This is a genomic window from Caulobacter sp. GSs2 (assembly GCF_058680895.1).
The window spans coordinates 2,273,027-2,299,512 of sequence record NZ_CM178725.1; the positions used below are offsets into that span (position 1 = coordinate 2,273,027).

Here is a 26,486-nt window from a genome sequence, read left to right on the forward strand (position 1 = left end):
CCGTTCCCCAATCGATCCGCGTCGTCGTCATGGCGCGCTCGTCCGGTTTCCTGAACCTGGCGTGGAACTGAAATCCTTTCCGGCCGGATCGCCTCTCGCGGTCCGCGTCCCCGTTTGAGTCACAACATGACCGAAGACACCGAGAACGACGTTTCCGTTGAGGAAGCCGTCATCGACACCACCACCCCGGCCGAAGTCCCCGGCGCCGAGTCCGAAGAGGATGGCGGCGACGAAGGCTCCGAGATCAGCGCCGCCGTCGCGGCCCTGGGGCTGAAGACCATGTCCCTGCAGGAGCTGAAGGAGAAATCCCCGGCCGACCTGCTGGCGTTCGCCGAGACCTTCGAGGTCGAGAACGCCAACTCCATGCGCAAGCAGGACATGATGTTCGCGATCCTCAAGACCCTCGCCGAAGAAGGCGTGGAGATCTCGGGCTCTGGCACCATGGAAGTGCTGCAGGACGGCTTCGGCTTCCTGCGCTCGCCGGAAGCCAACTATCTGCCGGGTCCGGACGACATCTATGTCTCGCCCTCGCAGATCCGGAAGTATGGCCTGCGCACCGGCGACACCGTTGACGGCGCCATCCGCTCACCGCGGGAGGGCGAGCGCTACTTCGCCCTGACCGGCGTGGCCAAGATCAATTTCGAGGCCCCCGACAACGTCAAGCACAAGATCCACTTCGACAACCTGACGCCGCTCTATCCCGAAGAGCGCCTGAACATGGAACTGCCCGATCCGACCGTGAAGGATCGCTCGGGCCGGATCATCGATATCGTCGCCCCGCTCGGCAAGGGCCAGCGCTGCCTGATCGTAGCCCCGCCGCGCGTCGGCAAGACGGTGATGCTGCAGAATATCGCCAAGTCGATCGAGACCAACCATCCGGAAATCTACCTGATCGTCCTGCTGATCGACGAGCGGCCGGAAGAAGTCACCGACATGCAGCGCACGGTGAAGGGCGAGGTCATCGCCTCGACCTTCGACGAGCCGGCGACCCGCCACGTTCAGGTGGCCGAGATGGTCATCGAAAAGGCCAAGCGGCTGGTCGAGCACAAGCGCGACGTCGTCATCCTGCTGGATTCGGTCACCCGCCTGGGCCGCGCCTACAACACCACGGTCCCGTCGTCGGGCAAGGTGCTGACCGGCGGTGTCGACGCCAACGCCCTGCAGCGCCCCAAGCGCTTCTTCGGCGCGGCGCGCAATGTGGAGGAGGGCGGTTCGCTGACCATCATCGCCACCGCCCTGATCGATACCGGCAGCCGCATGGACGAAGTGATCTTCGAAGAGTTCAAGGGCACCGGTAACTCGGAAATCATCCTGGACCGCAAGGTCGCCGACAAGCGCATCTTCCCGGCCATCGACGTGCTGAAGTCCGGCACCCGCAAGGAAGAGCTGATCACCCCGCGCGACCAGCTGCAGAAGACCTATGTGCTGCGCCGCATCCTCAACCCGATGGGCGCTTCGGACGCCATCGAGTTCCTGCTCGAGAAGATGCGTCAGTCCAAGACCAACGGCGACTTCTTCCAGTCGATGAACACCTGAGTCCGAACCGACTCACCGCTATACGGAAAAGCCCCGGGGATGACCCGGGGCTTTTTTGTGGGTCTGACCGGGTATGCGGCCCTACGGCAGCAGCAGGGTAGCGCCGGTCGTACGTCGACCTTCCAGGGCCTCGTGGGCGGCGCGCGCCTCGGCGAGCGGGAAGGTCTGGCCGATGTCAATCTTCACCGCGCCCGAAGCCAGCACCTCGAACAGCGCGGCGGCGCTTTCGTCGAGCTCCTCGGTCGTGACGATGTAGTCGAACAATTTCGGCCGGGTCACGAACAGCGACTTGCCCGCCAGCTCCAGCGGCGAGAACGGCGGGACTGGCCCCGAGGCATTGCCGAAGGTCGCCAGCATGCCGCGCCGCGCCAGGCTCTTGAGGCTGGCCGCGAAGGTGTCCTTGCCGACGCCGTCATAGACCACGGCCACGCCCTTGCCGCCGGTGATCTCGGCGACGCGCGCGGCGACGTCCTCGTGGTCGTAGAGGATCACGTGGTCGGCGCCGAGATCGCGGGCGATAGCGGCCTTGGCCTCCGACCCCACCGTGGCGATCACGGTCGCGCCCAGGCTCTTGCACCATTGGACCAGGATAGAGCCTACGCCGCCGGCGGCGGCATGGACCAGGACGACATCGGCGGGTTTCACGTGGAAACATCGGCGGACCAGGAACTCGGCCGTCATGCCCTTGAGCAGGACAGCGGCGGCAACCTCCAGGCTGACGCTGTCGGGAACCTTGACGGCGCGATCGGCCGCAACCACGGCCGCCTCGGCATAGGCCCCGAGCGAGCCATTATAGGCGACGCGATCGCCGACAGCGAAACGCATGACGCCGTCGCCAAGCGCCTCGACCACGCCAGCCGCTTCCAGTCCCAGCACGACCGGCATCTTCATCGGATACAGGCCGGAGCGGTGATAGGTGTCGATGAAGTTCAGACCCACCGCGTGGTGACGGACCAGGATCTGGCCCGGCCCCGGCCTGGGGACGGGCAGGTCGACGGCCTCGAGCACTTCGGGGCCGCCGGTGCGGACGGCTTGGATCGCCAGCATCGGATCAAGCCAGGTTGGTCTGGAAGAAGGTCAACGACCGGCCATTGGCCTTGGCCGCGTCGGCGGCGTCGTAGTGCGCGCCGCCTTCCCGAGCGAAGGCATGGTCGCGACCGGCATAGGTATGGATCTGGATCTGCGGATGATCCTTCAGGGCGGCCAGGATGACCTGCTGCGCCTCCGGCGGCACGAACTGGTCCTTCTCGGCGATGTGCATCAGCAGGGGGCGCGCCAGCTTGTCGGCCTCGCCCACGTGCTTTTCCAGCCCCACGCCGTAGTAGGAGACGCAGGCGTCGGCGTCCGTGCGGGTGGCGGTCAGGAAGGCCAGCAGACCGCCAAGGCAATAGCCGACGGCGCCGACCTTGCCCGATACGCCGGGCAGGGCGCGGACAGCGGCTATGGTGGCGGCGATGTCGGCGACGCCGGCGTCGACGTCGAACGCATTGAACAGTTCGAAGGCCCGCTTCCATTCGGCCTCCGACTGGTCGGTGATGTCGATACCGGGCTCGATCCGCCAGAACAGGTCGGGACAGATGGCCACGAAACCCTGGGCGGCCAGGCCGTCGCAGATGTCGCGCATGACCTTGTTGACGCCGAAGATCTCCTGGATGACCACCACGGCGGGCGCGCTCTCTGCCTGAGGCCGCGCCACATAGGCGGTGAAGGCGCCGTCAGGCGTGGTGATGGTGAGGGTCTCGCTCATCGGGGCTCTCCGTCGTATGGCGTCGATGTGACTTTCGACCAAAGCGCTCTAACGTGCCGCGTCGGGCCTGGCCCATAACAATATTGTGCCCTGACGTGAGGGAACCGCCATGAAGATGACCATCGAGATTGATTGCACCCCCGTGGAAGCCCGCACCTTTCTGGGCCTGCCCGATGTCAGCACGCTCAACGACCACCTGGTGAAAGAGATGCAGACACGCATGGACGCCAATATGGCCATGCTGGCGCCCGAAGAGCTGATGAAGAACTGGATGGCCTTCGGGGCCGGCGCCCAGGATCAGTTCCGCAAGCTGATGACGGCGGCGGCGGGCGCGGCGGTGGGCAAGCGCGACTGATGACGGATACGATCTTCGCCCTGGCCACAGCGGCCGGGCGCGCGGCTGTGGCCGTGGTGCGCGTGTCGGGTCCCCGCACGCGAAACATCGTGGCGGCGCTGGCTGGCAAGGTTCCGCCGCCGCGCCAGGCCGCGCTTCGTCGACTGAAGCATGAAGGCGTCGAGCTCGACGAGGCTCTGGTCATCGTCTTCCAGGGACCCGCCAGCTACACCGGCGAGGACGCTGCCGAGTTTCACGTGCATGGCGGCCGGGCCGTGGTCGAGGCCGTTCTGGAAGCGCTGGGCGCCCTGGGTTTGCGACTGGCCGAGCCTGGCGAGTTCACCCGTCGCGCTTTCGAGAACGGCAAGCTCGACCTGGCCCAGGCCGAGGGCGTCGCCGACCTGATCGACGCCGAGACCGAGGGTCAGCGGCGGCAAGCCCTGGGCCAGATCGGCGGAGCCCTGAGCCAGCGCTATGACCGTTGGCGCGATCTGCTGGTTCATGCCCTTGCCATGCTTGAGGCGGCTGTCGACTTCCCCGATGAAGACCTGCCAGAGGAGGTCGCGGCGCGCGCCCGGCCAGGGCTGGAGACCCTGAAAGCCGAAATCGACGCGGCCCTGGCGGATGTCTCCCGTGGCCGCCGCGTGCGTGATGGCTATCGCATCGCCTTGGTGGGCGCGCCCAATGCCGGCAAGAGCACCCTGCTGAACGGCCTGGTCGAGCGTGACGCGGCGATCGTCACGGCGACGCCCGGCACCACCCGCGACATCATCGAGGCCCCCTTGGTGCTGGGCGGCTACCGCGTGCTGCTGGCTGATACGGCGGGCCTCCGCGAGACGGGCGACGCCATCGAGGCCGAGGGGGTCCGCCGTGCGCGGGCTTGGGCCAGCGAGGCGGATCTGCGGATCTGGGTGGTCGACGGTTTCCACGTGAAACAGCCGGACGCGGAGGGGAGCGATCTCCTGACCTCCGGCGACTGGGTGGTGATCAACAAGATCGACATCGCAGATGGGCGCGCCGTTGCGGCAGCCAGCTCTGCCTTCGCCGCCCGCCATCTCACCGTTGAAACGCTGAGCGCCCATTCGGCGGAGGCGGTGGATCAACTCAGGGCCAGGCTGACGTCCCACGTGGCGGCCGCGCTGTCAGGATCAGAGTTTCCAGCGGCCACCCGGCTGCGTCACGCCGAACGTTTGCGCGAAGCGCGGGGCTATCTGGATCGCGCCCTGTCGGATGTCGGTCTGGCGGTAGAACTGGCCGCCGAGGATGTACGGCTGGCCGCGCGGGCTCTCGCCAAGATCACCGGCAGTATCGACTCAGAGGATGTTCTGGATCGTGTGTTCTCAAGCTTCTGTATCGGCAAGTAGAGTTCCACGTGAAACATGGACAGGTTATCCACAGGCTGACCACAGCTGTGCCATGAGTGTTTCACGTGAAACCTCCGGGACTCACGTCGACCTTTTCGCCCGAAGAGGGTATATGTGACTCCAGCGCCCCCGCCAGACCCGGGGGCGTTCGCATTGAGGCGCGTACCTTTTGTCCAACACCTGGGATGTTATTGTCATCGGCGGCGGCCACGCCGGCTGCGAGGCGGCTAGCGCCGCAGCGCGCACGGGGGCTCGTACCCTGCTGCTGACCCACAAGCTTGAGACCATCGGCGAGATGTCCTGCAACCCGGCCATTGGTGGCCTGGGCAAGGGCCACCTGGTCCGCGAGATCGACGCCCTCGACGGCGTCATGGGCCGTATGGCCGACAAGGCCGGCATCCAGTTCCGGATGTTGAACCGCTCCAAGGGCCCCGCCGTGCGTGGCCCGCGCTCGCAGATCGATCGCCGGCTCTATCGCGAGGCCATGCAGGCCGAGCTGAACGCCACGTGTAACCTCGACATCATCGCCGCCGCCGCCGAGGACCTGATGGTCGAGGACGGCAAGGTCGCCGGCGTGATCGACGGGGCAGGGGTCGCCTATCACGCGCCGCGCTTGGTGCTGACCACAGGCACCTTCCTGAAGGGTCTGATCCATCTGGGCGAGATCCGCACCCCGGCCGGCCGGGTCGGCGACGCGCCCTCGATCGGCCTGGCGGATCGACTCTATGGCCTCGACTTCCACATAGGACGCCTGAAGACCGGCACGCCCGCCCGTCTGGATGGCGCCACCATCGCCTGGGACCGCCTGGAGATGCAGGCCGCGGACGAAGAGCCCGTGCCGTTCTCGTTTCTGACCGACCGGATCACCGTCCCGCAGATCCAGTGTGGCGTCACGTGGACGACCCCTGAGACCCACCAGATCATCGCCGACCGCCTGGGTGAATCCGCCGTCTATGGCGGCCGCGCCACGGGGATCGGCCCACGCTATTGCCCGTCGATCGAGGACAAGGTCGTCCGCTTCGCCGACAAGTCCAGTCACCAGATCTTCCTCGAGCCTGAAGGCCTGGACGACACGACAGTCTATCCGAACGGCATCTCCACCTCGGTCTCCGAAGAGACCCAGCTGATGTTCCTGCGCACGATCCCGGGCCTGGAGCAGGTCGAGGTCAAGCGCTACGGCTATGCCATCGAATATGACTACGTGGATCCGCGCGAGCTGTTCCCGACCCTGGAGACCAAGCGCCTGCCGGGCCTGTATCTGGCCGGCCAGATCAACGGCACCACGGGGTATGAAGAGGCGGGGGCCCAGGGGCTTGTCGCCGGCCTCAACGCCGCTCTGGCGGCGCAGGGCAGGGAGCCCGCCGTGTTCGCGCGGGACGAGGCCTATATCGGCGTGATGATCGACGACCTCGTCACCCGTGGCGTCACCGAGCCCTATCGCATGTTCACCAGCCGGGCCGAGTTCCGCCTGACCCTGCGCGCTGACAATGCTGATCAGCGCCTGACCGACCGGGGCATCGCCCTCGGCGTTGTGGGCTCCGTGCGCGCCGAGGCCTGGGCCGACAAGAAGACCAAGCTGGAAGAGGCCCGCGCCTTCGCCCGCGCCGTCACCTTAACCCCGCCGGAAGCGCTGAGGGCCGGTTTCAAGGTCAAGGAAGACGGCGAGCGTCGGAACATCTTCGCCCTGCTGGCCTATCCCGAGGTGACCCTGGATCGCCTCGCCCAGGTGTGGCCCGAGGTTTCCACGTGGAACATGGCGGTGCGCGAGCAGATCGAGATCGAAGCTGCCTATGCCGGCTATCTCGACCGCCAGCGCGCCGACGCCGAATCCTTCCGAAAGGAAGAGGATCTGCGCCTGCCGGCTGATCTCGACTATCGCGCCGTCGGCAGCCTTTCCAACGAGGTCCGCGAGAAGCTGGCGCGGGTCAAGCCTCTGACCCTGGGCCAGGCCGCCCGTATCGAAGGCGTGACGCCCGGCGCGCTGACGGCGCTGCTGGCCCACGTGCGTCGCCATGCAGCCTGAACCCGTTTTGACCCCCGACGCCGTGGTTGAACCCGTGCTGGACGCGGCCGGCTACCAGGCCCTGACCGGCGTCACCGACAGCCAGCTGGCGGACCTGGCCCGCTATCAGGACCTGCTGGCCGAATGGAACGCGGTGATGAACCTGGTGGGTCCGGCGACCATCGCCACCTACTGGACGCGCCACGTGCTCGACAGCTCCCAGCTGCTGGAGATGGCCCCGGGTGCGAAAATCTGGGCAGACCTCGGCGCCGGCGCCGGTCTGCCCGGTATCGTTCTGGCCATACTTTTGAAAGACACACCGGGCGCCAAGGTTCACCTGGTCGAGAGCATGGCCAAGCGCTGCCGGTTCCTGACCGAGGTCGTTTCGGCCCTCGACCTGCCGGCCCAGGTGCACAATGCGCGCGCCGAAGAGCTCAATCTCAAGGTCGAGGTGGTCACCGCCCGCGCCTGCGCGCCGATGACCAAACTTCTGGGTTTTTCCTGGCCCTATCTGCACCGGGGCGCGCTTGGCCTGTTCCTGAAGGGACAGGATGTGGCAAGCGAGCTGGCCGAAGCCGAGAATGCTTGGAATTTCGAGGCCGAGCTGCGACCCAGCCAAAGCGACCCTCGCGGTCGCATCGTTCAAGTAAAGAGGCTTTCCCGTGTCCGCTAAGCCAACCCAGCCGCTCCGCGTGCTCGCCATCGCCAACCAGAAGGGTGGGGTGGGCAAGACGACGACGGCCATCAATCTGGGCACGGCCCTGGCGGCCTGCGGCGAACGCGTTCTGCTGATCGACGCCGATCCGCAGGGCAACTGCTCGACGGGCCTGGGCATCACCCGCCAGCAGCGTCGGACGACCCTGTATGACGTGCTGATGGGCGAGTCGCCGGTGATTGACGCCGCCGTGGCCACCAGCCTGCCGGGCCTGGACGTCGTACCGGCTGACGCCGACCTGTCGGGGGTCGAGCTGGAACTGGGTCAAGTGGCGCGCCGGTCCTACCGCCTGCGCGACGCCCTGGAGCCCCTGCGGGCCAATGGCCCCTATACCTATGTGCTGATCGACTGCCCGCCGTCGCTGAACGTGCTGACCGTCAACGCCATGACCGCGGCCGATGCCGTGTTCGTGCCCCTGCAGTGCGAGTTCTTCGCCTTGGAAGGCCTGACCCAGCTGATCCGCACCATCGAGCGGGTGCGCGGCAGCCTCAATCCGCACCTGGAGATCCAGGGCGTGGTCCTGACCATGTACGACAAGCGCAACAGCCTGTCGGAACAGGTGGCCAGGGATGTCCGCGCCCACTTTGGCGACAAGGTCTATGACGCGGTCATCCCGCGCAATGTGCGGGTCTCGGAGGCGCCGTCGTTCGGCAAGCCCGTCCTGCTCTACGATCTGAAATGCGCGGGCAGCCAGGCCTATCTGAAGCTGGCCCGTGAAGTGATCAGCCGCGAACGCGCCCGTCTGTCCCACGCCGCCTAAACCGAAGTAACAGTCGTCGATACGAGCTTGAAGATGGAGTCCGTCGTGGTGGGAGAGCCGGGTATGGCCGAAGGGCGTAGGGGTTTGGGTCGCGGTCTTTCCGCCCTGCTGGGCGAGGTCGACTCCGCGCCGGCTCAGGCGCCGGGCGAAAGGCTGGGCGGGGCCAATGAGGCCCCCATCGAGCTGTTGCGCCGAAATCCAGACCAGCCGCGGCGCACCTTCCGCGAGGATGATCTGGTCGAACTGTCCAATTCGATCCGCGAGAAGGGCATCCTGCAGCCGATCCTGGTCCGTCCGGCGCCAGGCGCCGAAGGCGAATATCAGATCGTCGCCGGCGAGCGCCGCTGGCGTGCGGCCCAGCGGGCGGGTCTGCGCAGTGTGCCGATCCTGGTTCGCGAACTGGATGACCTGGCCGTTCTCGAGATCGGCATCATCGAGAACGTCCAGCGCTCGGACCTCAACATCCTGGAGGAGGCGCTGTCCTATCGCATGCTGATGGACAAGTTCGACCGCACTCAGGAGAACATCGCCCAGACCATCGGCAAGAGCCGCAGCCATGTCGCCAACACCATGCGACTGCTGGCCCTACCGGACGAAGTGCAGGAACACCTGGTCAGCGGCGAGCTGTCGGCCGGTCATGCCCGCGCCATCGCCGCCGCCGAGGACCCCGCCGCCCTGGCGCGCGAAATCATCGGCAGGGGCCTGTCGGTGCGCGACACTGAAGCCCTGGCCCGCAAAACGCCCGACGCCCGTCCGTCCAAGAACAAGGGCGGCCGCCCGGCCAAGGTCAAGGACACCGACACCCAGGCCCTGGAGTCCGACCTGTCGTCGGTGTTGGGCCTCGACGTGGTCATCGATCATCGCGACGGCGCCGGCCAGCTTTCCATCCGCTATGCGACGCTCGAGCAGCTGGACGACCTCTGCAACCGGCTCACGCGCGGAGTCTGACCGACCGCACGCAATGTAGTTTCGAAGGGTGTGAACTCACACTTTTTCAACAGCCTCTGTCGCGCACAGAACGGCGCCTTTCCGTACTCCGGGAGGCGCCGCTTTCGTGAGACGAGGGCGGATTTGACGATAATCCGCGTAAAGCCCTGTTCGACAAGGCTTTCCCGAAAGTCATCCACAGGCGAGCAAACGCCCTGATTTCGGGGTTTTCGGCCTAAAGACCCAGTCGGCGCGCGCGACCGGCGATCATCAGGGCCAGGCGCTCGGAAATCAGCTGGTCGGGCGAGCCGGAGGTCTTGCAGGCCCGGTCGGCGTTGAGGATTTCGCCCTGGATGTCGAGCAGCAGCTCCAGGGTCCAGGCGCGGGCCTGACGCAGGAACTCGCGCTCCTGTTTCCAGAACACGCCGGAGGCCTTGGCCGCCGCCGTCAGGTCGATGCCGTTCTTGTGCAGGGTCAGGGTGCGACGCAACCGGCCCAGGTGATAGCCCATGGCCCGCACCGCAGCCGGTCCGCCTTCACCTTCCGCCGCCGCGCGACGCAGGCCGGCCTGGGCGGCGCCGAGCCGGCCGCCGAAGGCGTCGATGGCGGCGTCGCCGAGCGAGGCCTCGGGCTCGACCCCCAGGAAGTCGGTCAGGTCAGCCGCCGTGGCGTTGACGCCGCTGCCAGGGCCCAGGAACAGGATCAGGCGCTCGATCTCCATCCGCGCCACGCCGCGTTCCTTGGGCAGTCGTGAAACAAACAGGTCGAGGGCTTCGCTGTTGAGGCTGACCTTGTCCTTGGCCAGGGTCTCGCGGGCCAGGCGGGCCATGTCGCCGGCCTCGTCCTCGTAGCAAGGGATGACGGCGCAGCCGCTGGCCTTCTCGCCGACCTTGCGCAGGGTCGAGTCGCGGCCTAGGGCCCCGGCCTCGACGATGAACAGGGCTTCTGGATTGAGCTGGCCGTCGACATGGCGCGTCAACGCCTCGGCGGTGGCCTTGTCGGGTCCGGCCTTCTCGCCGGTCAGGCGCAGGCGCACCAGGCGTCGGCCGCCCATCATCGACAGGGCCGACAGTTCCTCTTCCAGCTTGCCGGGATGGGATTCGACGTCGCTTTCGGTCAGCTGGGCGGTGTCGAAGGGATCATCCGGACGAGCGAACAGGCGCTTGGCCAGCTGGTCGGCGCGATCGCGCACGACGCCGCGATCCTTGCCGTAGATCACCACGGCGCGGATATCCGGGGCCGGATCCTTCAGGAAGCGTTCGACGTCCGGTCGCTTGGACAGGATCATGGCGTCAGGCCTTCAGCAGGGGCGTCAGGTCTTGGCCTTGCGGCCGCCGGCCATCCAGGCGGCGAGGTCCAGCTGGATGTTGCGGGCCACCTCGGCGGCGGCGCGCTCCTGGCCGTCGTTCTGGGCGGCGATGGCGGCATAGGGCTGGTCGGCCGAGTCATAGGTCACGGCCGCCTCGCTGCGGCCCTTGCGGACCTCCGCGCCGGTCTTGCCGTCCAGCAGACGCCAGTTGACGACCATCCGCAGCTCGTAGCGGTTGGCGACATTGTCGACCCGCACGCCGCGCGCATAGCGCTGCTCGTTGATCGCCAGGGTCAGGCGATAGGCCGAGGGCGCATCGCGGCTATGGACAAAGGCGTCATCCAGCTGCTCGCGCAGCAGGAAGCCGGCGCGGCCATCGGGGGCGACGGTCTCGATCGAGGCCAGGCCCGGCGTGACGCCAGGCGTCGCGTACAGCGGCGTGAACCCGCAGGCCGAGAGGCCGAGGGTGGAGACGGCGAGCGCGCCAACCAGGAAAATGCGTTTCATCGGTCAGTTGGCCACGATGTTGACGATACGGTCCTTGACCACGATCACCTTGCGGACCGTGACCCCCTCAAGGTGGGCCAGAACGGCCGGATCGGCCAGCGCGATCTTCTCGACCTCGCCTTCAGACAGCCCGGCCTTAACCTTGATCTCGCCGCGACGCTTGCCGTTGATCTGGATCGGCAGCACGCGTTCGTCGTCGGCGGCCAGGGCTGGGTCGGCCTTGGGCCAGGGCGCGTCGACCACCAGGCCTTCGCCGCCCAGGCTGGCCCAGGCTTCCTCGGCCAGGTGAGGCGTGAACGGGGCGACCAGGCGCGCCAGGATGTGCAGGGCCTCCTTGCGGGCCGCCAGGACGCCTTCGGACGCGCCTTCGGCCGGAGCGGCCTTTAGGGCGTTCAGGAACTCGTACAGGCGCGCCACGCCGCTGTTGAAGCGGAAGCCGTCGATGCTGTCGGTGACGAAGCCGATCAGCTTGTGAGCCGACTTGCGCAGGGCCATGGCGGCCTCGTCGCCAGCGTCATGGGCGAAATCGCCGGCTGGCTGGCTGTCGAACTCATTCCACAGCCGGTGGGTGAACCGCCAGGAACCTTCGACGCCGGAATTGGTCCACTGCACGTCGCGCTCAGGCGGGCTGTCGCTCATCACGAACAGGCGCGCGGCGTCGACGCCGTAGGCCTCGAAGATGTCCTCGGGCGCGACGACGTTCTTCTTCGATTTCGACATCTTCTCGATGTCGCCGATGGAGATCGGCTCGCCCGTCACGGCGTGCTTGGCGGTGCGGCTATTGCCTTCGGCCGTGATGACGACGTCTGAGGGCTCAACCCACTCGCCGGCGACGTTCTTGTAGGCCTCGTGGGTGACCATGCCTTGCGTGAACAGGCCCGCGAACGGCTCTTCGACCGACAGCAGGCCCTCGTCCTTCAGGGCGCGGGTGATGAAGCGGGCGTACAGCAGGTGCAGGATCGCGTGCTCGACGCCGCCGATATACTGATCCACCGGCATCCAGTGGTCGGCCGAGGCCTTGTCGATGCACTCGGCCGCGTCGGGATTGGCGAACCGTGCGAAGTACCACGAGCTGTCCATGAAGGTGTCCAGCGTGTCGGTCTCGCGCTGGGCCGCGGCTCCACAGGACGGACAGGTCGTGTGCTTCCAGGTCGGGTGACGCACCAGCGGATTGCCCGGTTTGTCGGCCTCGAAGGTGACGTCGTCGGGCAGCACCACCGGCAGTTGGTCTTCCGGCACGGGCACGGGACCGCAGGCCTCGCAGTGGATGATCGGGATCGGGCAGCCCCAGTAGCGCTGGCGGCTGACGCCCCAGTCGCGCAGGCGATAGACCGTCGCGCCCTGGCCCTGGTCCTGGGCCTCGATGCGGGCGACCACCTCGGACTTGGCGGACTCGATGTCCATCCCGTCTAGGAAGTCCGACTTGTAGATCGAACCGGGGCCGACATAGGCCTCCTTGGCGACCGTGAAGGTCGCCGGATCCTCGCCGGGCGGCAGAACCACCGGCAAAACCGGCAGGTCGTACTTGCGGGCGAAGTCCAGGTCGCGCTGGTCGTGGGCCGGGCAGGCGAAGATGGCGCCGGTGCCGTAGTCCATCAGGATGAAGTTGGCGATCCAGACGGGCAGGGTGAGGGTCGGGTCCAGCGGGTGGACCACGCGCAGGCCGGTGTCGCGGCCCAGCTTCTCGGCGCCCTCGATATCGGCCTCCGAGGTGCCGCCCTTGCGGCACTCGGCGATGAAGGCCTGCAGGTCGGGATTGCCGGCCGCCAGTTGCTCGGCCAGCGGATGCTCGGGGGCGATCCCCACGAAGCTGGCGCCGAACAGGGTGTCGGGACGGGTGGTATAGACCTCCAGCCCTGCGACGTGGCCCTCAGGAGCCTCGCCTGCGAACTTGAAGGTGAAGCGCAGGCCCTTGGACCGGCCGATCCAGTTCTCCTGCATGATGCGGACCTTTTCAGGCCAGCGATCCAGGGTTTTCAGGCCGTCGATCAGGGCGTCGGCATAGTCGGTGATGCGCAGGAACCACTGGGTCAGCTTGCGCTTTTCGACCGGCGCGCCCGAGCGCCAGCCCTTGCCGTCGATGACCTGCTCATTGGCCAGGACGGTCATGTCGACCGGATCCCAGTTGACCGAGGCTTCCTTGCGATAAACCAGGCCGCGCTTCAGCAGCTTCAGGAACCAGGCCTGCTGCTTGCCGTAATATTCGGGGTCACAGGTGGCGAACTCGCGCGACCAGTCGATCGACAGGCCCAGGGCCTTCAGCTGCTCGCGCATGGCGGCGATGTTGTCGTAGGTCCAGCCCTTGGGGTGAACGCCGCGCTCCATGGCGGCGTTCTCGGCCGGCATGCCAAAAGCGTCCCAGCCCATCGGATGCAGCACCGAAAAGCCCTGGGCGCGCTTGTAGCGGGCCACGACGTCGCCCATGGCGTAGTTGCGCACATGGCCCATGTGGATGCGCCCGGATGGATATGGGAACATCTCGAGCACATAATATTTCGGCCGCCCATCCGAGATGTCCGCCGTCTTGAAGACGTCGGCTTTGGCCCAGGCGCTGCGCCATTTGGGCTCGGTGTCTTTGGGATTGTAGCGGGCCATGGAAACCAGATGTCTAGATTAGGCGGAAGGGCGCCCCAAAAGGCGCGTCCGCGAGACATATATGCGGTTTCGCGGCCGGAGCGCGCTGAAAGTGCGGCGGTCGGGGTCTTCGCCGCGAACGACGAAGACCCGCCGGGGCTTAGCCCTTGATGTTCGAAAGCCGAAGCTGACGCGCGCGGGTCAGGATCGCGTTCTCAATGTCGGTCGCCGTCTGGTCGGCGGTGGGCGTATCGGTCCAGCCTCCGGCCGCGTCCTTGGACTGCTTGAACACGTTGACGTTCAGGCCGTCGGCGCGCAGGCGGGTGTCGAGGATGTAGACGGTCGCCTTGAAGCGCTCGTCAGGCTTTTCCGGGTTCACGTACCAGTCGGTGACGATCACGCCGCCGTAAGGGTCGGCCGAGGCCAGGGGCATGAAGGCCAGGGTGTCGAGCGTGGCCCGCCACAGATAGCCGTTAACGCCGATCGAGCCTTCGCTGGCCGGGGCCTTGCCGCCGCCGCCCAAGCCCTTGAACGGATTGAAGCCGCCGCCGTCATCCGAGACGGTGGAGAAAACCTTGGGACCCTTGGTGCTGCCGCAGGCGGATACGCCCAAAACCGACAGCGCCAGTACGCCAGCGGCGACGCCGCGCAAAACCGACCCACGCTCAAACGCCATAGTACCTCGCTCCAATATCTCGCCGGCGCGATCGCGCACTGTGGCGCGCCCCCGCAGCCGGAGGCCGGTCTATAGCATGGCCGCGCTGCCTCAAAACAGGAATCGCGTGACCGGTCCGCCACAGGCGCCGTCTGAATCGCGACTACAGCGGTATCCTGCGACCAAACGCCGGTTGACCACGTTCTACCCAAGCCTTTAATCGATAATAAGGGCGCGACCTCCTACATGGGAGGACGTGGGGTTTGGGACAGGTAACGAGTAGCGATGACCGCGACGCGTTTTATTACGGCAAGCGCAGCTGCGCTGATCCTCACGGGATCGGCGACGATCGCTCACGCTCAGATCAAGACGCGCTCCGCCACGCCTGATTTTACGGTCAAAAGCGACTTCACCAGCAACCCCAAGGGCGTGTTCAGCCCCCGGGACTCCAAGAAGACCCTGCAGTGGGACGCCAAGAAGGGCAAATGGGGCCTCAAGCTTGGCCTCGACCAGCCCGTCGGTCGTGAGATGGAGCTGAAGGACGTCGAAGCCGGCGCCTATTTCAAGCTTACGCCGTCCATTCGCGTCGGCGGCGCCGTCGCCCTGGGCGACAACAACCCGGCCCTGGCCGCCCGCAAGGCCGAGCCGGTCGAGCCCGCGCCCCGCGTTCGCCTGGAAACCGCGTTCAAGTTCTAGGACAAGAACGCTTCCACGGCCGCCAGGCCGACGATCCCCGTGTTTTTCAAGCCTTCCACCGTCGCCGCCCGGATTCCGCCCAGGGCGTAAACCGGCGTGTCCGTCGCTGAGACCAGAGCGCTCAGGCCCTCGACACCCAGCGGCGTCCCCGCTGACGGGCTGTTGCTCGCAAACACCGGCGACACGACCAGGGCGTCGGCTCCTAGAGCGCTGGCGGCCAAGACGGCCTCGCGGTCGTGAGCCGCGATCGTGATCAACCAGTCCGGCTGCCTTGCGCGCAGAAGCGACGCGGTCTCTCTGGTTCTTTGCGGCAGATGCAGGCCATCGGCGCCAATGGACCGGGCCAGGGCCTCGTCCGCGCCGGCCAGCAGAACCAGGCAGCAGCGGTCGGCGATGGCGCGCAGGCGCAGTCCCTGGGCCACAGCGTCCGCCGCGCCGAAAGCCCGAAACACCACCCCCGCGCCGCGCGGCAGGCGTTCGGCGACGGCTTCGGGGTCTGGAACCCGCGCGGGGTCGGTGAAGAAAAGCAGGCTGGGCAGGGCTAAACCGCGCGCCGTCCTTGGCGCGAAGGTCAGGGCCGTCCTAGACAGGGCATCCAGCTCATCCATCGGTTTCAAGCGATCTCCTGCATGCCCGACGCCCCCCAAGATAGCGCATTGGCCTCTATTCGCGCCCGTATCGCCGCCGCCGAGATCACGGCCGGCCGTTCGCCGGGTTCGGTCACGCTGGTGGCGGTGTCCAAGACCCAGCCCTGGGACCATATCGCCCCGGTTCTGGCCGCTGACCAGCGGGTGTTCGGGGAAAATCGCGTCCAGGAGGCGATGGAGCGCTGGACGCCGCATCGCGACGGGGTCGAGTTGCATCTGATCGGGCCGCTGCAGACCAACAAGGTGCGCGATGCGGTGGGCTTCTTCGACGTGATCGAGACGGTGGACCGCGAGAAGCTGGCCAGGGCCCTGGCTGACGAGATCAAACGGCAGGGCAAGGCGATCCGCCTCTATGTCCAGGTCAACATCGGGGAAGAGCCGCAGAAGGCCGGCGTGGCGCCCGCCGAGGCCGATGATTTTATCGCCCTGTGCCGCGAACTGGGCCTGACCCTCGAGGGGCTGATGTGCATCCCGCCCGCGGAAGACGATCCGGCCCCGCATTTCGCGGCCCTGCGGGAGATCGCCGGGCGAAACGGCGTCGAGAAGCTGTCGATGGGCATGAGCGACGACTTCGAGATCGCCATCGCCCAAGGCGCGACCTCGGTGCGGGTGGGATCGGCGATCTTTGGGGTTCGGAGCTAAAAATCTTCCGCTCTCCCCGGCGAAAGCCGGGGTCCAGATCGAACCCATAGCGGTTCAAGGTCTGGCGAAGCGCGAAGGCGCGTCATCTTCAGACGCTCAGGCTGGATCTGGGCCCCGGCTTTCGCCGGGGAGAGCGGTTTAGAGAGAAATTTCGATGGCGTCGCCCGGCTTGGCCATCACCAGAAGGGCCTCAAGATCCTCGCGCGCCAGGGCCACGCAGCCCTCGGTGCCGGAATAATCCTCGCGAGCCAGGTGCAGGAAGATCGCCGAGCCCATCCCTGGGACAGGCGGATCGTCATTGTGAGCCAGGATCCCGACCAGGTCATAGACATGGTCGTCCCGCCACAGCCGCTCGGCGCTGGCGGGGTAGGGCAATTTGACCGGTCGATTATAGGCCGGGTCGCCCGGCGCGTCGCACCAGCCGTCGTCCGGGGCCATCGCCTCGACGGGCAGTGCGGTGGTTGGACCGTTCGGATAGACATCGGGGCGATAGAGCACGCGCCGGATCATCCAGACGCCCACAGGGCTCCTGTTATCGCCCTCGCGCTTGTCGGCGGCGGCGATGACGCCGGCCTTGCCCAGGGCGCATCGGACCGTGCGTCCGTTGACGTCAATCTGGCCGTCGGGGTGGGCCCTGAAGATCATTGTCGGCTTCTCCGCTCCCAAGGGTTGTCGCCGGGGGGCGCACCGGTGCATGTTCCGGCCTATGGCGCAACGCAAGACCCTTCTGCTGATCGACGACGATGACGACCTGCGCGGCGCGCTGGCCGAACAGCTCGCCCTGCATGAAGAGTTCGCGGTGGCCGAGGCGGCCACGGCCGGCGAGGGCGTGCGCATGGCGCGCGAGATCAAGCCGGATCTCGTTCTGCTGGACGTCGATTTGCCCGACATGGACGGCCGCGAGGCCTGCCGGCTGATGCGCAAGAACGGGGTGATGGCCCCGGTGATCATGCTGACGGCGGCCGCCAGCGACAGCGACACCATTCTGGGGCTGGAATCCGGCGCCAATGACTATGTGACCAAGCCCTTCCGCTTCGGGGTGCTGCTGGCCCGCATTCGCGCCCAGCTGCGCAGCTACGAGGCCTCGGAAGACGCCCTGTTCCGCATCGGTCCTTACGAGTTCCGCCCCTCGGCCAAGCTCTTGGTGGACGAGAAGCAGAAAAAGGTGCGGTTGACCGAGAAGGAAACCAACATCCTGAAATACCTCTATCGCGCCGGCTCAAAGCCCGTGTCGCGCGAGGAGCTGCTGACCGAGGTCTGGGGCTATAATGCGGGTGTCACCACCCACACCCTGGAAACCCACGTCTATCGCCTGCGCCAGAAGATCGAGCCCGATCCGGCCATGGCCAAGATCCTGATCACCGAAATGGGCGGGTATCGGCTGCAGCCGTAGCGACAGAGGTCGCGATAGAAAAGAAAAACCCCGGCCGCATCGCTGCGCCGGGGTTTCTCAAATCTATCGGATCGAAAACGCCTTAGGCGTTGCCGATCACCACGCTCTCGGCCTGGGCCTTGCGGGCGGCATAGACGCCGCCGAAGTCGATCGGGTCGATCAGGAAGGGCGGGAAGCCGCCTTCGCTGGTGATGTCGGCGATCACCCGGCGGGCGAACGGGAACAGGAAGCGCGGGCACTCGATCAGCAGCACTTCTTCGAGGGCCGCTTCCGCCACGCCGGCGATGTGGAACAGGCCGCCATAGACGACTTCCACATGGAAAACCGGCTGGTCGTCGCGGGTGGCGCGGGCCGAAAGCTTCAGGTCCACCTCGAACAGGCCGTCGGTGCGACCGCGGGCGTTCATTTCAACGCCCATGTCGATGGCCGGCTGGGCCGTACCCGAACGGAGGCTGTCGGGCGCCAGCGGGCTCTCGAACGAGAAGTCGCGGATGAACTGGGCCATGATGCGGATGCCCGATTGAGCGGCCGCGTTATCGTCCTGGGCGCCCTCGGGGGCGGCGGTCGTGTCGGTCATTAGGAATAAATCCGTACTCGGCCGCTAGAAAGGCCGCTAGGAGAGAGCGGCGCTGCTAACACGCGGAGGGCCCTGGTGCAACGCCAGGCGCCTGACGGGAGAGCTCGCCTCGCCTATATAGACAGGGCGACCAGCCTGTCGACGCAGACGCGGATACCCAAGTGCTAATTCAGATACTCGTTCTCGCGGTTATTGCCGCTGTCGTTCTCTACCAGCTCTACGCCACGCTGGGGCGTCGCGTCGGGCGTCAGCCCGAGGACGCGCCCGCCATGGCCAAGACGGTTCCGGCCCCGGCTGATCCCGCTGAAGCCGCTGCTCCCGGGCCGTTGGAGGGCGTCGCCGCTCTGCGCGCGCGCCAGCCCGACTTCAACACCAGCCATTTTCTGAGCGGGGCTCGCTCGGCCTATGAGATGATCGTCACGGCGTTCGCCGCCGGCGATCGCGAGACGCTCAAGCCGCTGCTGGCCGACGACGTCATGGCCAATTTCGAGGCGGCCATCGTGGCGCGCGAAACCGAAGGCCGGTCGGAAAAGGTCGAGATCATGACGCCGCCGCGCGTCGACCTCGACAATGTCGCCGTCGTCGGCGACACCGCCCGCGCTACGGTGCGCATCCTGGCCGAGGTGCGCGCCCGCACCACCAGCGCCGAGGGTGAAGCCGTCGATGACCGCCGCACCGCCGAGCTGTGGACCTTCGAGCGCGACCTGAAATCGGCCAATCCCAACTGGACCCTGGTCCACGTCGCAGCCGCCGAAGCCTGATGTCGCGCCTTGGCCTGATCGCCGTCCTGGCTTCGCTGACCCTGGCGGCCTGTACGACCACCACGCCGCCGCCGATCGCGACCGGCCCGATCGCCCCGCCGGTCAGCTCGACCGTTCCCGAGACTCCCAGCGCTCCGGTTCTGGGGTTCAACACCCTGGCCGGCTGGTCTGAGGAAGATCACCTCGCCGCCCTGGACGCCTTCCGCGCCGGCTGCGGCGTGGCCCGCGACCAGGAGATGGCCCGTGTCTGCCGCCTGGCCCGTACGGATGGCCCGCGCGACGACTGGGGCGCCCGCCTGTTCCTGGAAGCCAATTTCCGGCCCCAGGCCGTGGGCGACCAGGGCCTGCTGACCGCCTATTTCGCCCCGAAATACGATGCCCAGATGTCGCGTTCCGACGAGTTCAGCGCTCCGGTGCGCGGCGTGCCCTCCGATCTGGTGATGCTGGACCTGGGCGCCTTCGAGCCCAGCTTCGCCGGCAAGAAGGTCACCGGCCGGGTCAAGGCCGGCAAGTTTGAGCCCTATCCGGACCGCAAGGCCATCGAGGCCTCGCCCGCTGACAAGCCCTTGGCCTGGATGCGCCCTGAAGAGCTGTTCTTCCTACAGATCCAGGGCTCGGGCATCCTGGTCATGCCCGATGGTCGCCGCCTGCGGGCCGCCTTCGCCGGCGGCAACGGCAAGCCCTTCGTCGGCATCGCTACGGCCATGCGCGATCGAGGCCTGCTGGCCGACAACAACACCTCGGGCGATGCGATCCGCACCTGGCTGGCCGACAATCGCGGGCCCAAGGCTGACGAGATCATGCAGCTGAACCCGCGCTACATCTTCTTCAAGCTGTCGGAAGACGACGGTAAGGAAGCCGTGGGCTCGGCTGGCATACCCCTGCCGGCGGGCCGGGCCATCGCCGTCGATCCCAGCCGCCACGCCATGGGCGGCCTCTACTGGTTGGACGCCGCGGCGCCCAAGCTGGCCGGCGCCTTCCCCGCCTATCGCCGCCTGGCCGTGGCGCTGGACGTGGGCGGCGCGATCAAGGGCGAGGTTCGCGCCGATCTCTATACCGGCAGCGGTTCCAGCGCCGGCGTCGAGGCGGGCCGCGTGCGCCACGACCTGCGGATGTACCGCCTGGTTCCGATACCGAAGTCCTGAGCCATGAAACGGCCGCCGCGACCGGAAGAACTGCGCCTTTGGGGCATGGTGGCCGATACCGTGCACGCGCTGCCGGGCGACAAGCCGTTGAAGATGCGGGCCAAGGTCAAGGTCAGGCCGGTCAAGGCGCCCAAGGCCGCGAAGGTTCAGCCCACGTACCTGGCCTCGATCGCGCCGCTGCGCATCGATCCGGCCGAGATCCGGCCCGCCCCGGTCAGAGCCCCGAAGTCGGCGCCCGGCCATATCGAGCCCAATCGCCGCAAGCGCCTGATCAAGGAACACGATCCGATCGGCGCGCGGCTGGACATGCACGGCTTCGACCAGGAGCAGGCCCGACCGGCCCTGGAGGGCTTCATCCGTCGCGCCTATGCCGACGGGCATCGCGCCGTGCTGATCATCACCGGCAAGGGCAAGATCGGCCATGGCGTGCTGAAGAAGCGCGCGCCGGAATGGCTGGCCTCACCGGCCCTGCGCGAGATGATCGCCGGCGTGTCGCAAGCCGACCAGCGGCACGGGGGCGAGGGGGCGCTTTACGTGGCGCTGAAGCGGCGGACCTAGAGCGCGCGCTCAGTTTTCTCGCTCACCACCTTGACCGCCCTCGCCGTCGGCGCTGCGGTGGCAACGGACACAGTTCTGGATGTTGCGGATCCCTTCTTCCCGATGCTCGGCCTCGATCTGCCCGGGCTGGTGGGCATGGCAGCCATAACAGGTGAAGGTCTGCAGGTTCCCGCCGACATGACAGGTCGAACAGGGCGCGTCATGTGGGCCCGCCAGCTTGAAGTAGCGGCTGTGATCAAAGGTGGCGGGTTTCCAGGCCTGGACGCCGTGGCACTGGCTGCAGGGCAAGGCCACGCCGCGATGAAAATCGGTGCGGGGCGCGCTATGGCAGGTTGAACAGGCGGCCCGCGCCTGGGGCTGCAACAGGTCATGGTCAAACGGACGTGTGAGATTGTGCGTCAGCCGGGGCCTTGGGTGATCGGTGTGACAGGCCATGCAGTCCTGCGAGATCAGGGTCTGATGAAAAGGCGGCCGTGACACGGGGCGCTTGATCAGCTCCCCCAGGGTTGTGCGCCGGCCGATGTCGGCGACTGCGTGGCAGGCCACGCAGCGGTCGGCCGATGCGCCGGCCAGGGGCGCATGACAGGCAAAGCAGTTCTGTTGCAGGGCCGCATGGGCGGGTTTGAGGTCGCCGGGGCTCACCATCTGGTGCGGGAAAACGAAGATCAGGGCGATGATCGCGGCTAGACCGACACCGATGCTGATCCAGACCCATCGCGGCGTCATTTCCAGCCCCACAGGATAAAAATGGCGCTGATATGCGCCAGGGCGAGAGTGGCGAAGACCAGGGCGATCGGCAGATGCACCTTGCGCCAGGTTCTCATCACATCGACGGCCAGGCTGTCGTTGTGAAGTCGCGCGCTGACCTCGAGGTCGGAAACCCCCTCGGCCTTCAGTTCCGTTCGCGCCGCCTTGAGCCGGGTTTGGGCGCGGCGGAGCAGGTACTTTCCGGTCAGGCCGCTGGCGATGTTGATCAGCATGGCGACCACGGCCAGCCACGCCAGGACGGCGTTGAAGTGGATGCCGGCATGGACAAGCACCAGCAAGGACCCCGCCCAGGCCAGCCCTTCGTGCAGGCGCAGCAGACGCACGGGGTCGCCGGTCTTGAGGATGCCCCGCTTGCGCAGCGAATGTCTCAACGAGACCAGGATCAGCAGGACGCCCGGTATCCCCAGATACCGGCCGATCCACACCGCATCGACCAGGTGCAACAGGGCGTCAATCAGAAGGGTTGCGAGGAGGAGGGCCGCCAGTCCCAGGAAAAACGGCAGGACTTCACGCAGCAGGAGTTCCGGCTTTGCGGACAAGGGCTCAGCCTCAGCCTGGGCCCGGGGAAAGTCTCGGAATCCGGCGGATGACGGCCGCGCCGGGGATGAGCGCCGGTCGGTTCAAGTCTCGCATGGCGGCCTCATAGCGCCGCTGTCGGCGCTGCCTTGCGATACTGTTCCCAGAGTGCGGAGAGACGGCATTGCGCTGGATCAAGCCGGCGACAGGGCGTGATCGCTACGCTGAAGCTATGGGGTTTGGCGCGAAGCCTTTTCGGCGATCCCGGAAGTCCCCTCACGCGCCGCCAGCTTGTCGGCCACCGCGTCGAGCGACACCCCTGAAGCCGCCAGCAGAACCAGCCAGTGATACAGCAGGTCGGCGCTTTCGCTGGCGAGCTCGTCCGGTCCCTGGGCGACGGCGGCGATCACCGTCTCGACGGCTTCCTCGCCCAGCTTTTTGGCGGCCAGCTTGGGGTCGGTCAGCAGCCTGGCGGTGTAGGAGGCGGCCGGATCGCCGCCCTTGCGGGTCTCGATCGTGGCGGCCAGGCGCTCGAGGGTCTCGAACAGCTTGCTCATGCCGCGCCCTGCAGGTCGTCCAGGCGCACGGGGATGCCGGCGTCGGCCATGGCCCGCTTGGCCTCGCCGATGCTGATTTCGCCGAAGTGGAAGATCGAGGCGGCCAGCACGGCGGCGGCGTGGCCGTCGCGGGCGGCTTCGACCAGGTGCTCGGTCTTGCCCGCCCCGCCCGAGGCGATCACGGGCACGGAAACCGCGCCGGTCACGGCCTTGAGCAGGGGAATGTCGTAGCCGATCTTGGCGCCGTCGCGGTCCATCGAGGTCAGCAGGATCTCGCCCGCGCCGCGTTCCACCACCTTGGCGGCCCAGTCGACGACGTCGAGACCGGTGTCCTTGCGGCCGCCATAGGTCCAGACGTTCCAGCCCGAACCGTCCTCGCGCAGCTTGGCGTCGATGGCCACGACCACGCACTGGGCGCCGAAGGCGTCGGCCCCGGCGGCGATCAGGTCGGGGTTTTCGACCGCGGCGGTGTTGGTCGAGACCTTGTCGGCGCCGGCCAGCAGCAGGCGGCGCATGTCGGCCACCTCGCGCACGCCGCCGCCGACCGAGACCGGCATGAAGCAAACCTCGGCGGTGCGGGAAATCACGTCCAGGATCAGGCCGCGGCCTTCGCTGGAGGCGGTGATGTCCAGGAACATCAGCTCGTCGGCCCCGGCCGCGTCATAGGCTCTCGCCTGCTCCACCGGATCGCCGGCGTCGCGCAGGGCCACGAAATTGACGCCCTTGACCACCCGCCCGTCCTTCACGTCGAGGCAGGGAATGATCCGGGTCTTCAGCATCAGGCCGCCGCCACCGTCAGGGCTTCGGCCGGCTGGATGGTTCCGGCATAGAGCGAGCGGCCCAGGATGGCCCCGGCGATCCTGACGCCCTTGCGGGCCTTCAGGCGCTCGATGTCGGCCACGGCGGCGACGCCGCCCGAGGCGATGACCGGGATCGAGACCGCGTCAGCCAGCTCGCCCACGCCCTCGACATTGACGCCGGTCAGGGCGCCGTCGCGGCTGATGTCGGTGATGATCAGGGCCGCCACGCCGGCGTCCTCGAAGCGGCGCGACAGGTCGATGGCGGAGAGCTCGGACAGACCGGTCCAGCCGTCGATCGCCACCTTGCCGTCGCGCACGTCGACGGCCACGGCGATCTGTTCGGGCCACAGGCGCGCGGCCTTCTTGACCAGTTCGGGATCATGCACGGCGACGGTGCCCAGGATCACCCGGCTGACGCCGGCCTCGATCCAGGCCTCGATGCCTTCCAGGGTGCGGATGCCGCCGCCCAGCTGCACGGGGATCGAGATCGATTCCAGGATCGACTGCACGGCGGCCGTATTGACCGACTTGCCCTCGATGGCCCCGTTCAGGTCGACGACGTGCAGCCAGGAGAAGCCGTCCTTGACGAAGCGTTCGGCCTGGTTGGCGGGCGAGGTGTTGAAGACCGTGGCCTTCTCCATGTCGCCGTGCAGCAGACGCACGCACTGGCCGTCCTTCAGGTCGATGGCGGGATAGAGGATCATGGGCGCCATTCCAGGAAGTTGGCGAGCAGGGATAGCCCTGCAGCTTGAGATTTCTCGGGGTGGAACTGTACCCCTGCGACATTGTCCTTGACCACCGCCGCCGTGAACGGGCCGCCGTGGTCAGTGGTCGCCAGGACATCGGCCGGATCGGTCGGCGTCAGGGCGAAGGAGTTGGCGTAGTACATGTGGGCGCCGTCGGCGACGCCCGAAAACAATGGGTGATCGCGCGTCAGTTTGATCGCGTTCCAGCCCATGTGCGGAATGGTCAGGCTGGGGTCGCTGGGCGCCAGTTTCCTGACCTCTCCGGCGATCCAGTCCAGGCCCGGCGTGACGCCGAATTCCAGGCCGCGCGTGGCCAGCAACTGGTGGCCCACGCAGATGCCCAGGAAGGGCGCGCCCTTGCCGTGGACGGCGGTGTTCATGGCCTCATAGACGCCCGAGGCGTCCAGGCCGGCGCGGCACGAGGCGAACGCCCCCACGCCAGGCAGAACCACGCGGTCGGCGTTGGCGACAATATCGGGATCGGCGGTGACAACGATGTCAGCGGCGATCCCCCGGCGACGGGCCGCCTCACGCAGGGCCTTTTGAGCCGAACGCAGGTTGCCCGACCCGTAATCGATCAGGGCGACGGTCTGCATGGGAGAGTTTCCTACAGCACGCCCTTGGTGGAGGGAGCCTGGCCGCCGGTCTTGGGGTCGATCTCGACCGCCTGACGCAGCGCCCGGGCCAGGGCCTTGAACCCGCTCTCGGCGACGTGGTGGGTATTGTCGCCGTACAGGGTTTCCAGATGCACGCAGGCCCCGCAGTTCATCGCGAACGCGTGGTGGAACTCCTTGAAGAGCTCGGTGTCCATCTCGCCGACCTTGGGCCGCTTGAAATCGACCTTCCAGATCAGATAGGGCCGGTTGGACAGGTCGATGGCGCAGCGCGTCAGGGTCTCGTCCATCGGGATATAGGCGTGGCCAAAGCGCCGGATGCCCTTGAAGCCTTCCAGCGCCTTGTTCACGGCCAGGCCCAGCACGATGCCGGTGTCTTCCACCGTGTGGTGCATGTCGATGTGCAGGTCGCCCTTGGTCTCGACCTTCAGGTCGAAGCCGCCATGGCGCGCGAAGCTCTCCAGCATATGGTCGTAGAAACCAATGCCGGTGGAGATCGTCGAGACGCCGGTCCCGTCGAGATCGATCCAGACCCGGATCTGGGTCTCCTTCGTCTCGCGGACCACTTCAGCGGTGCGGGCCATGGTCTTCCTTAGAGTCCGTTTTGGGCCGCGAGGTCCCGCAGGCTGACCTGCGGGCGCGGACCGTAGTGGGCGATTACCTCGGCGGCGGCCAGGGAGCCCAGCTGGCCGCAGACCGGCAGCGGACGGCCCTGGGAGAGGCCATAGAGGAAACCCGCCGCGTATTGGTCGCCCGCGCCCGTGGTGTCCACGACTTTTTCCACGGGATAGGCCGAGATTTCGTGAACCTGCCCGCCCGCGACCACGACCGAGCCGTGTTCGCTGCGGGTGACGGCGGCGATGGTGACGCGCTCAGACAGGGCCTTTACGGCGGCGTCGAAATCGTCGGTCTCGAACATCGCGCAGACTTCAGAGGCGTTGGCGAAGACGATGTCGCACTGGGTTTCGACGAAGCCCAGCAGGGCGGCGCGATGGCGCTCGACCACGAAGCTGTCGGAAAGGGTGATGGCGATCTGGCGGCTGGAGCCGTGCGCCAGGGCGGCGGCCTTGGCGAAGGCGCGGCGGGCTTCGGGCGGGTCGAACAGATAGCCTTCGAGATAGGAATATTTGGCGGCTTCGATGATGGCGGGATCGACGTCGGCGCTGGTCAGCTCGACGCAGGCGCCCAGATAGGTGCTCATCGTGCGCTGGGCGTCGGCGGTGACATTGATCAGGCTCTGGGCCGTCGCGGGACCTTCGGCCAGGGGCGGCGTGGTGAAGGTGGCGCCGATGGCGCGCATGTCGTGGGTGAAGACGCGGCCCAGCTGGTCGTCGGCGACCTTGCCGATAAAGGCGCCTCGACCGCCGAAGCTGGCGACGCCGGCGACGGTATTGCCCGCTGAACCGCCAGAAGCCTCGATGCCCGACGCCATGACGTCATACAGGCTGGAGGCGCGCGCCACGTCGATCAGGGCCATCGAGCCCTTCACCAGGCCCTCGCGCGCGAGGAAGGCGTCGTCGCACTGGGCGATGACGTCGACGATGGCGTTCCCGATGGCGGCGACGTCGTAGAGAGCGGTCATGGAGATCGGCAAGCCTTTGAAAGTGCAGGGCGCGAAAAGCGTCTAAGGGGCGGC

At 67.0% G+C, this 26,486-nt stretch carries 30 protein-coding genes; 13 read left to right on the plus strand and 17 right to left on the minus strand.

Annotated features, from left to right (window positions below; all coding sequences use genetic code 11):
* The first annotated feature begins 126 nt into the window (after window positions 1–126).
* A complete protein-coding gene (gene rho, locus ACW17Z_RS11080; protein WP_419319330.1) occupies window positions 127–1,536 on the plus strand; it encodes a transcription termination factor Rho in 1,410 nt (469 codons plus the stop codon).
* An 81-nt stretch (window positions 1,537–1,617) separates the two neighbouring features.
* On the opposite strand, the gene ACW17Z_RS11085 is transcribed toward rho, so the two are convergent.
* Window positions 1,618–2,583, minus strand: coding sequence for a quinone oxidoreductase family protein (locus ACW17Z_RS11085; RefSeq protein ID WP_492056045.1), 966 nt, complete (start codon window positions 2,581–2,583; stop codon window positions 1,618–1,620).
* Between the two features lie 4 nt (window positions 2,584–2,587).
* Window positions 2,588–3,283 carry a dienelactone hydrolase family protein gene (locus tag ACW17Z_RS11090; RefSeq protein WP_492056046.1) on the minus strand — a complete coding sequence of 232 codons (696 nt, stop codon included), beginning with the start codon at window positions 3,281–3,283 and terminating at the stop codon, window positions 2,588–2,590.
* Between the two features lie 109 nt (window positions 3,284–3,392).
* Here ACW17Z_RS11090 and ACW17Z_RS11095 point away from each other — a divergent pair, with 109 nt between their 5' ends.
* The 6 genes from ACW17Z_RS11095 to ACW17Z_RS11120 all read left to right on the plus strand — a co-directional run bounded on the left by ACW17Z_RS11095 (window position 3,393) and on the right by ACW17Z_RS11120 (window position 9,406).
* Window positions 3,393–3,638 carry a DUF6489 family protein gene (locus ACW17Z_RS11095; RefSeq protein ID WP_419319327.1) on the plus strand — a complete coding sequence of 82 codons (246 nt, stop codon included), beginning with the start codon at window positions 3,393–3,395 and terminating at the stop codon, window positions 3,636–3,638.
* Window positions 3,638–4,981, plus strand: coding sequence for a tRNA uridine-5-carboxymethylaminomethyl(34) synthesis GTPase MnmE (gene mnmE, locus ACW17Z_RS11100; protein WP_492056047.1), 1,344 nt, complete (start codon window positions 3,638–3,640; stop codon window positions 4,979–4,981). Before ACW17Z_RS11095 ends, mnmE begins: the two co-directional genes overlap by 1 nt.
* A 169-nt stretch (window positions 4,982–5,150) precedes the next feature.
* Window positions 5,151–7,004, plus strand: a complete 1,854-nt coding sequence (gene mnmG / locus ACW17Z_RS11105; RefSeq protein WP_492056048.1) for a tRNA uridine-5-carboxymethylaminomethyl(34) synthesis enzyme MnmG — start codon at window positions 5,151–5,153, stop codon at window positions 7,002–7,004.
* Window positions 6,994–7,656 carry a 16S rRNA (guanine(527)-N(7))-methyltransferase RsmG gene (rsmG, locus tag ACW17Z_RS11110; protein ID WP_492056049.1) on the plus strand — a complete coding sequence of 221 codons (663 nt, stop codon included), beginning with the start codon at window positions 6,994–6,996 and terminating at the stop codon, window positions 7,654–7,656. The genes mnmG and rsmG overlap by 11 nt, the downstream gene beginning before the upstream one ends.
* Window positions 7,646–8,458, plus strand: a complete 813-nt coding sequence (locus tag ACW17Z_RS11115; RefSeq protein WP_419319323.1) for a ParA family protein — start codon at window positions 7,646–7,648, stop codon at window positions 8,456–8,458. The genes rsmG and ACW17Z_RS11115 overlap by 11 nt, the downstream gene beginning before the upstream one ends.
* Window positions 8,459–8,491: 33 nt before the next feature.
* A complete protein-coding gene (locus ACW17Z_RS11120; RefSeq protein ID WP_492058515.1) occupies window positions 8,492–9,406 on the plus strand; it encodes a ParB/RepB/Spo0J family partition protein in 915 nt (304 codons plus the stop codon).
* 214 nt (window positions 9,407–9,620) lie between these two features.
* On the opposite strand, the gene holA is transcribed toward ACW17Z_RS11120, so the two are convergent.
* The 4 genes from holA to ACW17Z_RS11140 form a co-directional block, all read right to left on the minus strand.
* Complete coding sequence (gene holA / locus ACW17Z_RS11125) at window positions 9,621–10,673, minus strand: DNA polymerase III subunit delta (protein WP_492056050.1); 1,053 nt, start codon at window positions 10,671–10,673, stop codon at window positions 9,621–9,623.
* 24 nt (window positions 10,674–10,697) lie between these two features.
* Window positions 10,698–11,201: an LPS assembly lipoprotein LptE gene (lptE, locus tag ACW17Z_RS11130; protein WP_492056051.1), complete on the minus strand. Its 504-nt coding sequence runs from the start codon at window positions 11,199–11,201 to the stop codon at window positions 10,698–10,700.
* 3 nt (window positions 11,202–11,204) lie between these two features.
* Window positions 11,205–13,796, minus strand: a complete 2,592-nt coding sequence (gene leuS, locus ACW17Z_RS11135; protein WP_492056052.1) for a leucine--tRNA ligase — start codon at window positions 13,794–13,796, stop codon at window positions 11,205–11,207.
* Between the two features lie 139 nt (window positions 13,797–13,935).
* The gene (locus tag ACW17Z_RS11140) at window positions 13,936–14,466 is read right to left on the minus strand and encodes a DUF3576 domain-containing protein (protein WP_419321513.1); all 531 of its coding nucleotides are present in this window, start codon (window positions 14,464–14,466) and stop codon (window positions 13,936–13,938) included.
* A 249-nt stretch (window positions 14,467–14,715) separates the two neighbouring features.
* Here ACW17Z_RS11140 and ACW17Z_RS11145 point away from each other — a divergent pair, with 249 nt between their 5' ends.
* Window positions 14,716–15,126 carry an NtrZ family periplasmic regulatory protein gene (locus ACW17Z_RS11145; protein ID WP_419319319.1) on the plus strand — a complete coding sequence of 137 codons (411 nt, stop codon included), beginning with the start codon at window positions 14,716–14,718 and terminating at the stop codon, window positions 15,124–15,126.
* On the opposite strand, the gene ACW17Z_RS11150 is transcribed toward ACW17Z_RS11145, so the two are convergent.
* Window positions 15,123–15,734: a thiamine phosphate synthase gene (locus ACW17Z_RS11150; RefSeq protein WP_492058516.1), complete on the minus strand. Its 612-nt coding sequence runs from the start codon at window positions 15,732–15,734 to the stop codon at window positions 15,123–15,125. The genes ACW17Z_RS11145 and ACW17Z_RS11150 overlap by 4 nt on opposite strands.
* Before the next feature lie 21 nt (window positions 15,735–15,755).
* Here ACW17Z_RS11150 and ACW17Z_RS11155 point away from each other — a divergent pair, with 21 nt between their 5' ends.
* Window positions 15,756–16,415, plus strand: coding sequence for a YggS family pyridoxal phosphate-dependent enzyme (locus tag ACW17Z_RS11155; RefSeq protein WP_492056053.1), 660 nt, complete (start codon window positions 15,756–15,758; stop codon window positions 16,413–16,415).
* Between the two features lie 138 nt (window positions 16,416–16,553).
* On the opposite strand, the gene ACW17Z_RS11160 is transcribed toward ACW17Z_RS11155, so the two are convergent.
* Window positions 16,554–17,060, minus strand: a complete 507-nt coding sequence (locus tag ACW17Z_RS11160; RefSeq protein ID WP_492056054.1) for a L,D-transpeptidase family protein — start codon at window positions 17,058–17,060, stop codon at window positions 16,554–16,556.
* A 61-nt stretch (window positions 17,061–17,121) separates the two neighbouring features.
* On the opposite strand from ACW17Z_RS11160, the gene ACW17Z_RS11165 reads away from it, so the two are divergent.
* Entirely contained in the window at window positions 17,122–17,808 is a 687-nt protein-coding gene (locus ACW17Z_RS11165) for a response regulator transcription factor (RefSeq protein WP_035048857.1), read from the plus strand.
* Between the two features lie 82 nt (window positions 17,809–17,890).
* Here ACW17Z_RS11165 and secB read toward each other — a convergent pair whose 3' ends face one another.
* Entirely contained in the window at window positions 17,891–18,385 is a 495-nt protein-coding gene (gene secB / locus ACW17Z_RS11170; protein ID WP_419319316.1) for a protein-export chaperone SecB, read from the minus strand.
* Between the two features lie 161 nt (window positions 18,386–18,546).
* Here secB and timA point away from each other — a divergent pair, with 161 nt between their 5' ends.
* From timA to ACW17Z_RS11185, 3 genes are read left to right on the plus strand one after another with little or no spacing between them, the layout of a single operon-like run.
* Complete coding sequence (gene timA / locus ACW17Z_RS11175; RefSeq protein ID WP_492056055.1) at window positions 18,547–19,146, plus strand: TIM44-related membrane protein TimA; 600 nt, start codon at window positions 18,547–18,549, stop codon at window positions 19,144–19,146.
* Window positions 19,146–20,291: a murein transglycosylase A gene (gene mltA / locus ACW17Z_RS11180; RefSeq protein ID WP_492056056.1), complete on the plus strand. Its 1,146-nt coding sequence runs from the start codon at window positions 19,146–19,148 to the stop codon at window positions 20,289–20,291. The genes timA and mltA overlap by 1 nt, the downstream gene beginning before the upstream one ends.
* A gap of 3 nt (window positions 20,292–20,294) precedes the next feature.
* Complete coding sequence (locus tag ACW17Z_RS11185) at window positions 20,295–20,849, plus strand: Smr/MutS family protein (protein ID WP_492056057.1); 555 nt, start codon at window positions 20,295–20,297, stop codon at window positions 20,847–20,849.
* 9 nt (window positions 20,850–20,858) lie between these two features.
* Here ACW17Z_RS11185 and ACW17Z_RS11190 read toward each other — a convergent pair whose 3' ends face one another.
* From ACW17Z_RS11190 to ACW17Z_RS11225, 8 genes are all read right to left on the minus strand, one after another.
* The gene (locus ACW17Z_RS11190; protein ID WP_492056058.1) at window positions 20,859–21,575 is read right to left on the minus strand and encodes a cytochrome c3 family protein; all 717 of its coding nucleotides are present in this window, start codon (window positions 21,573–21,575) and stop codon (window positions 20,859–20,861) included.
* On the minus strand, window positions 21,572–22,156 hold the full coding sequence (locus ACW17Z_RS11195; RefSeq protein ID WP_419319311.1) for a hypothetical protein: 585 nt from the start codon (window positions 22,154–22,156) through the stop codon (window positions 21,572–21,574). The genes ACW17Z_RS11190 and ACW17Z_RS11195 overlap by 4 nt, the downstream gene beginning before the upstream one ends.
* Window positions 22,157–22,363: 207 nt before the next feature.
* Window positions 22,364–22,690 carry a phosphoribosyl-ATP diphosphatase gene (locus ACW17Z_RS11200; protein ID WP_492056059.1) on the minus strand — a complete coding sequence of 109 codons (327 nt, stop codon included), beginning with the start codon at window positions 22,688–22,690 and terminating at the stop codon, window positions 22,364–22,366.
* On the minus strand, window positions 22,687–23,469 hold the full coding sequence (gene hisF / locus ACW17Z_RS11205; RefSeq protein ID WP_492056060.1) for an imidazole glycerol phosphate synthase subunit HisF: 783 nt from the start codon (window positions 23,467–23,469) through the stop codon (window positions 22,687–22,689). The genes ACW17Z_RS11200 and hisF overlap by 4 nt, the downstream gene beginning before the upstream one ends.
* Entirely contained in the window at window positions 23,469–24,203 is a 735-nt protein-coding gene (hisA, locus tag ACW17Z_RS11210) for a 1-(5-phosphoribosyl)-5-[(5-phosphoribosylamino)methylideneamino]imidazole-4-carboxamide isomerase (RefSeq protein ID WP_492056061.1), read from the minus strand. The genes hisF and hisA overlap by 1 nt, the downstream gene beginning before the upstream one ends.
* Window positions 24,191–24,832: an imidazole glycerol phosphate synthase subunit HisH gene (gene hisH / locus ACW17Z_RS11215; RefSeq protein WP_492056062.1), complete on the minus strand. Its 642-nt coding sequence runs from the start codon at window positions 24,830–24,832 to the stop codon at window positions 24,191–24,193. Before hisH ends, hisA begins: the two co-directional genes overlap by 13 nt.
* Before the next feature lie 11 nt (window positions 24,833–24,843).
* A complete protein-coding gene (gene hisB / locus ACW17Z_RS11220; protein WP_419253510.1) occupies window positions 24,844–25,434 on the minus strand; it encodes an imidazoleglycerol-phosphate dehydratase HisB in 591 nt (196 codons plus the stop codon).
* Window positions 25,435–25,442: 8 nt separating this feature from the next.
* Window positions 25,443–26,432 carry an adenosine kinase gene (locus tag ACW17Z_RS11225; RefSeq protein ID WP_419319306.1) on the minus strand — a complete coding sequence of 330 codons (990 nt, stop codon included), beginning with the start codon at window positions 26,430–26,432 and terminating at the stop codon, window positions 25,443–25,445.
* Between the last annotated feature and the right edge of the window lie 54 nt (window positions 26,433–26,486).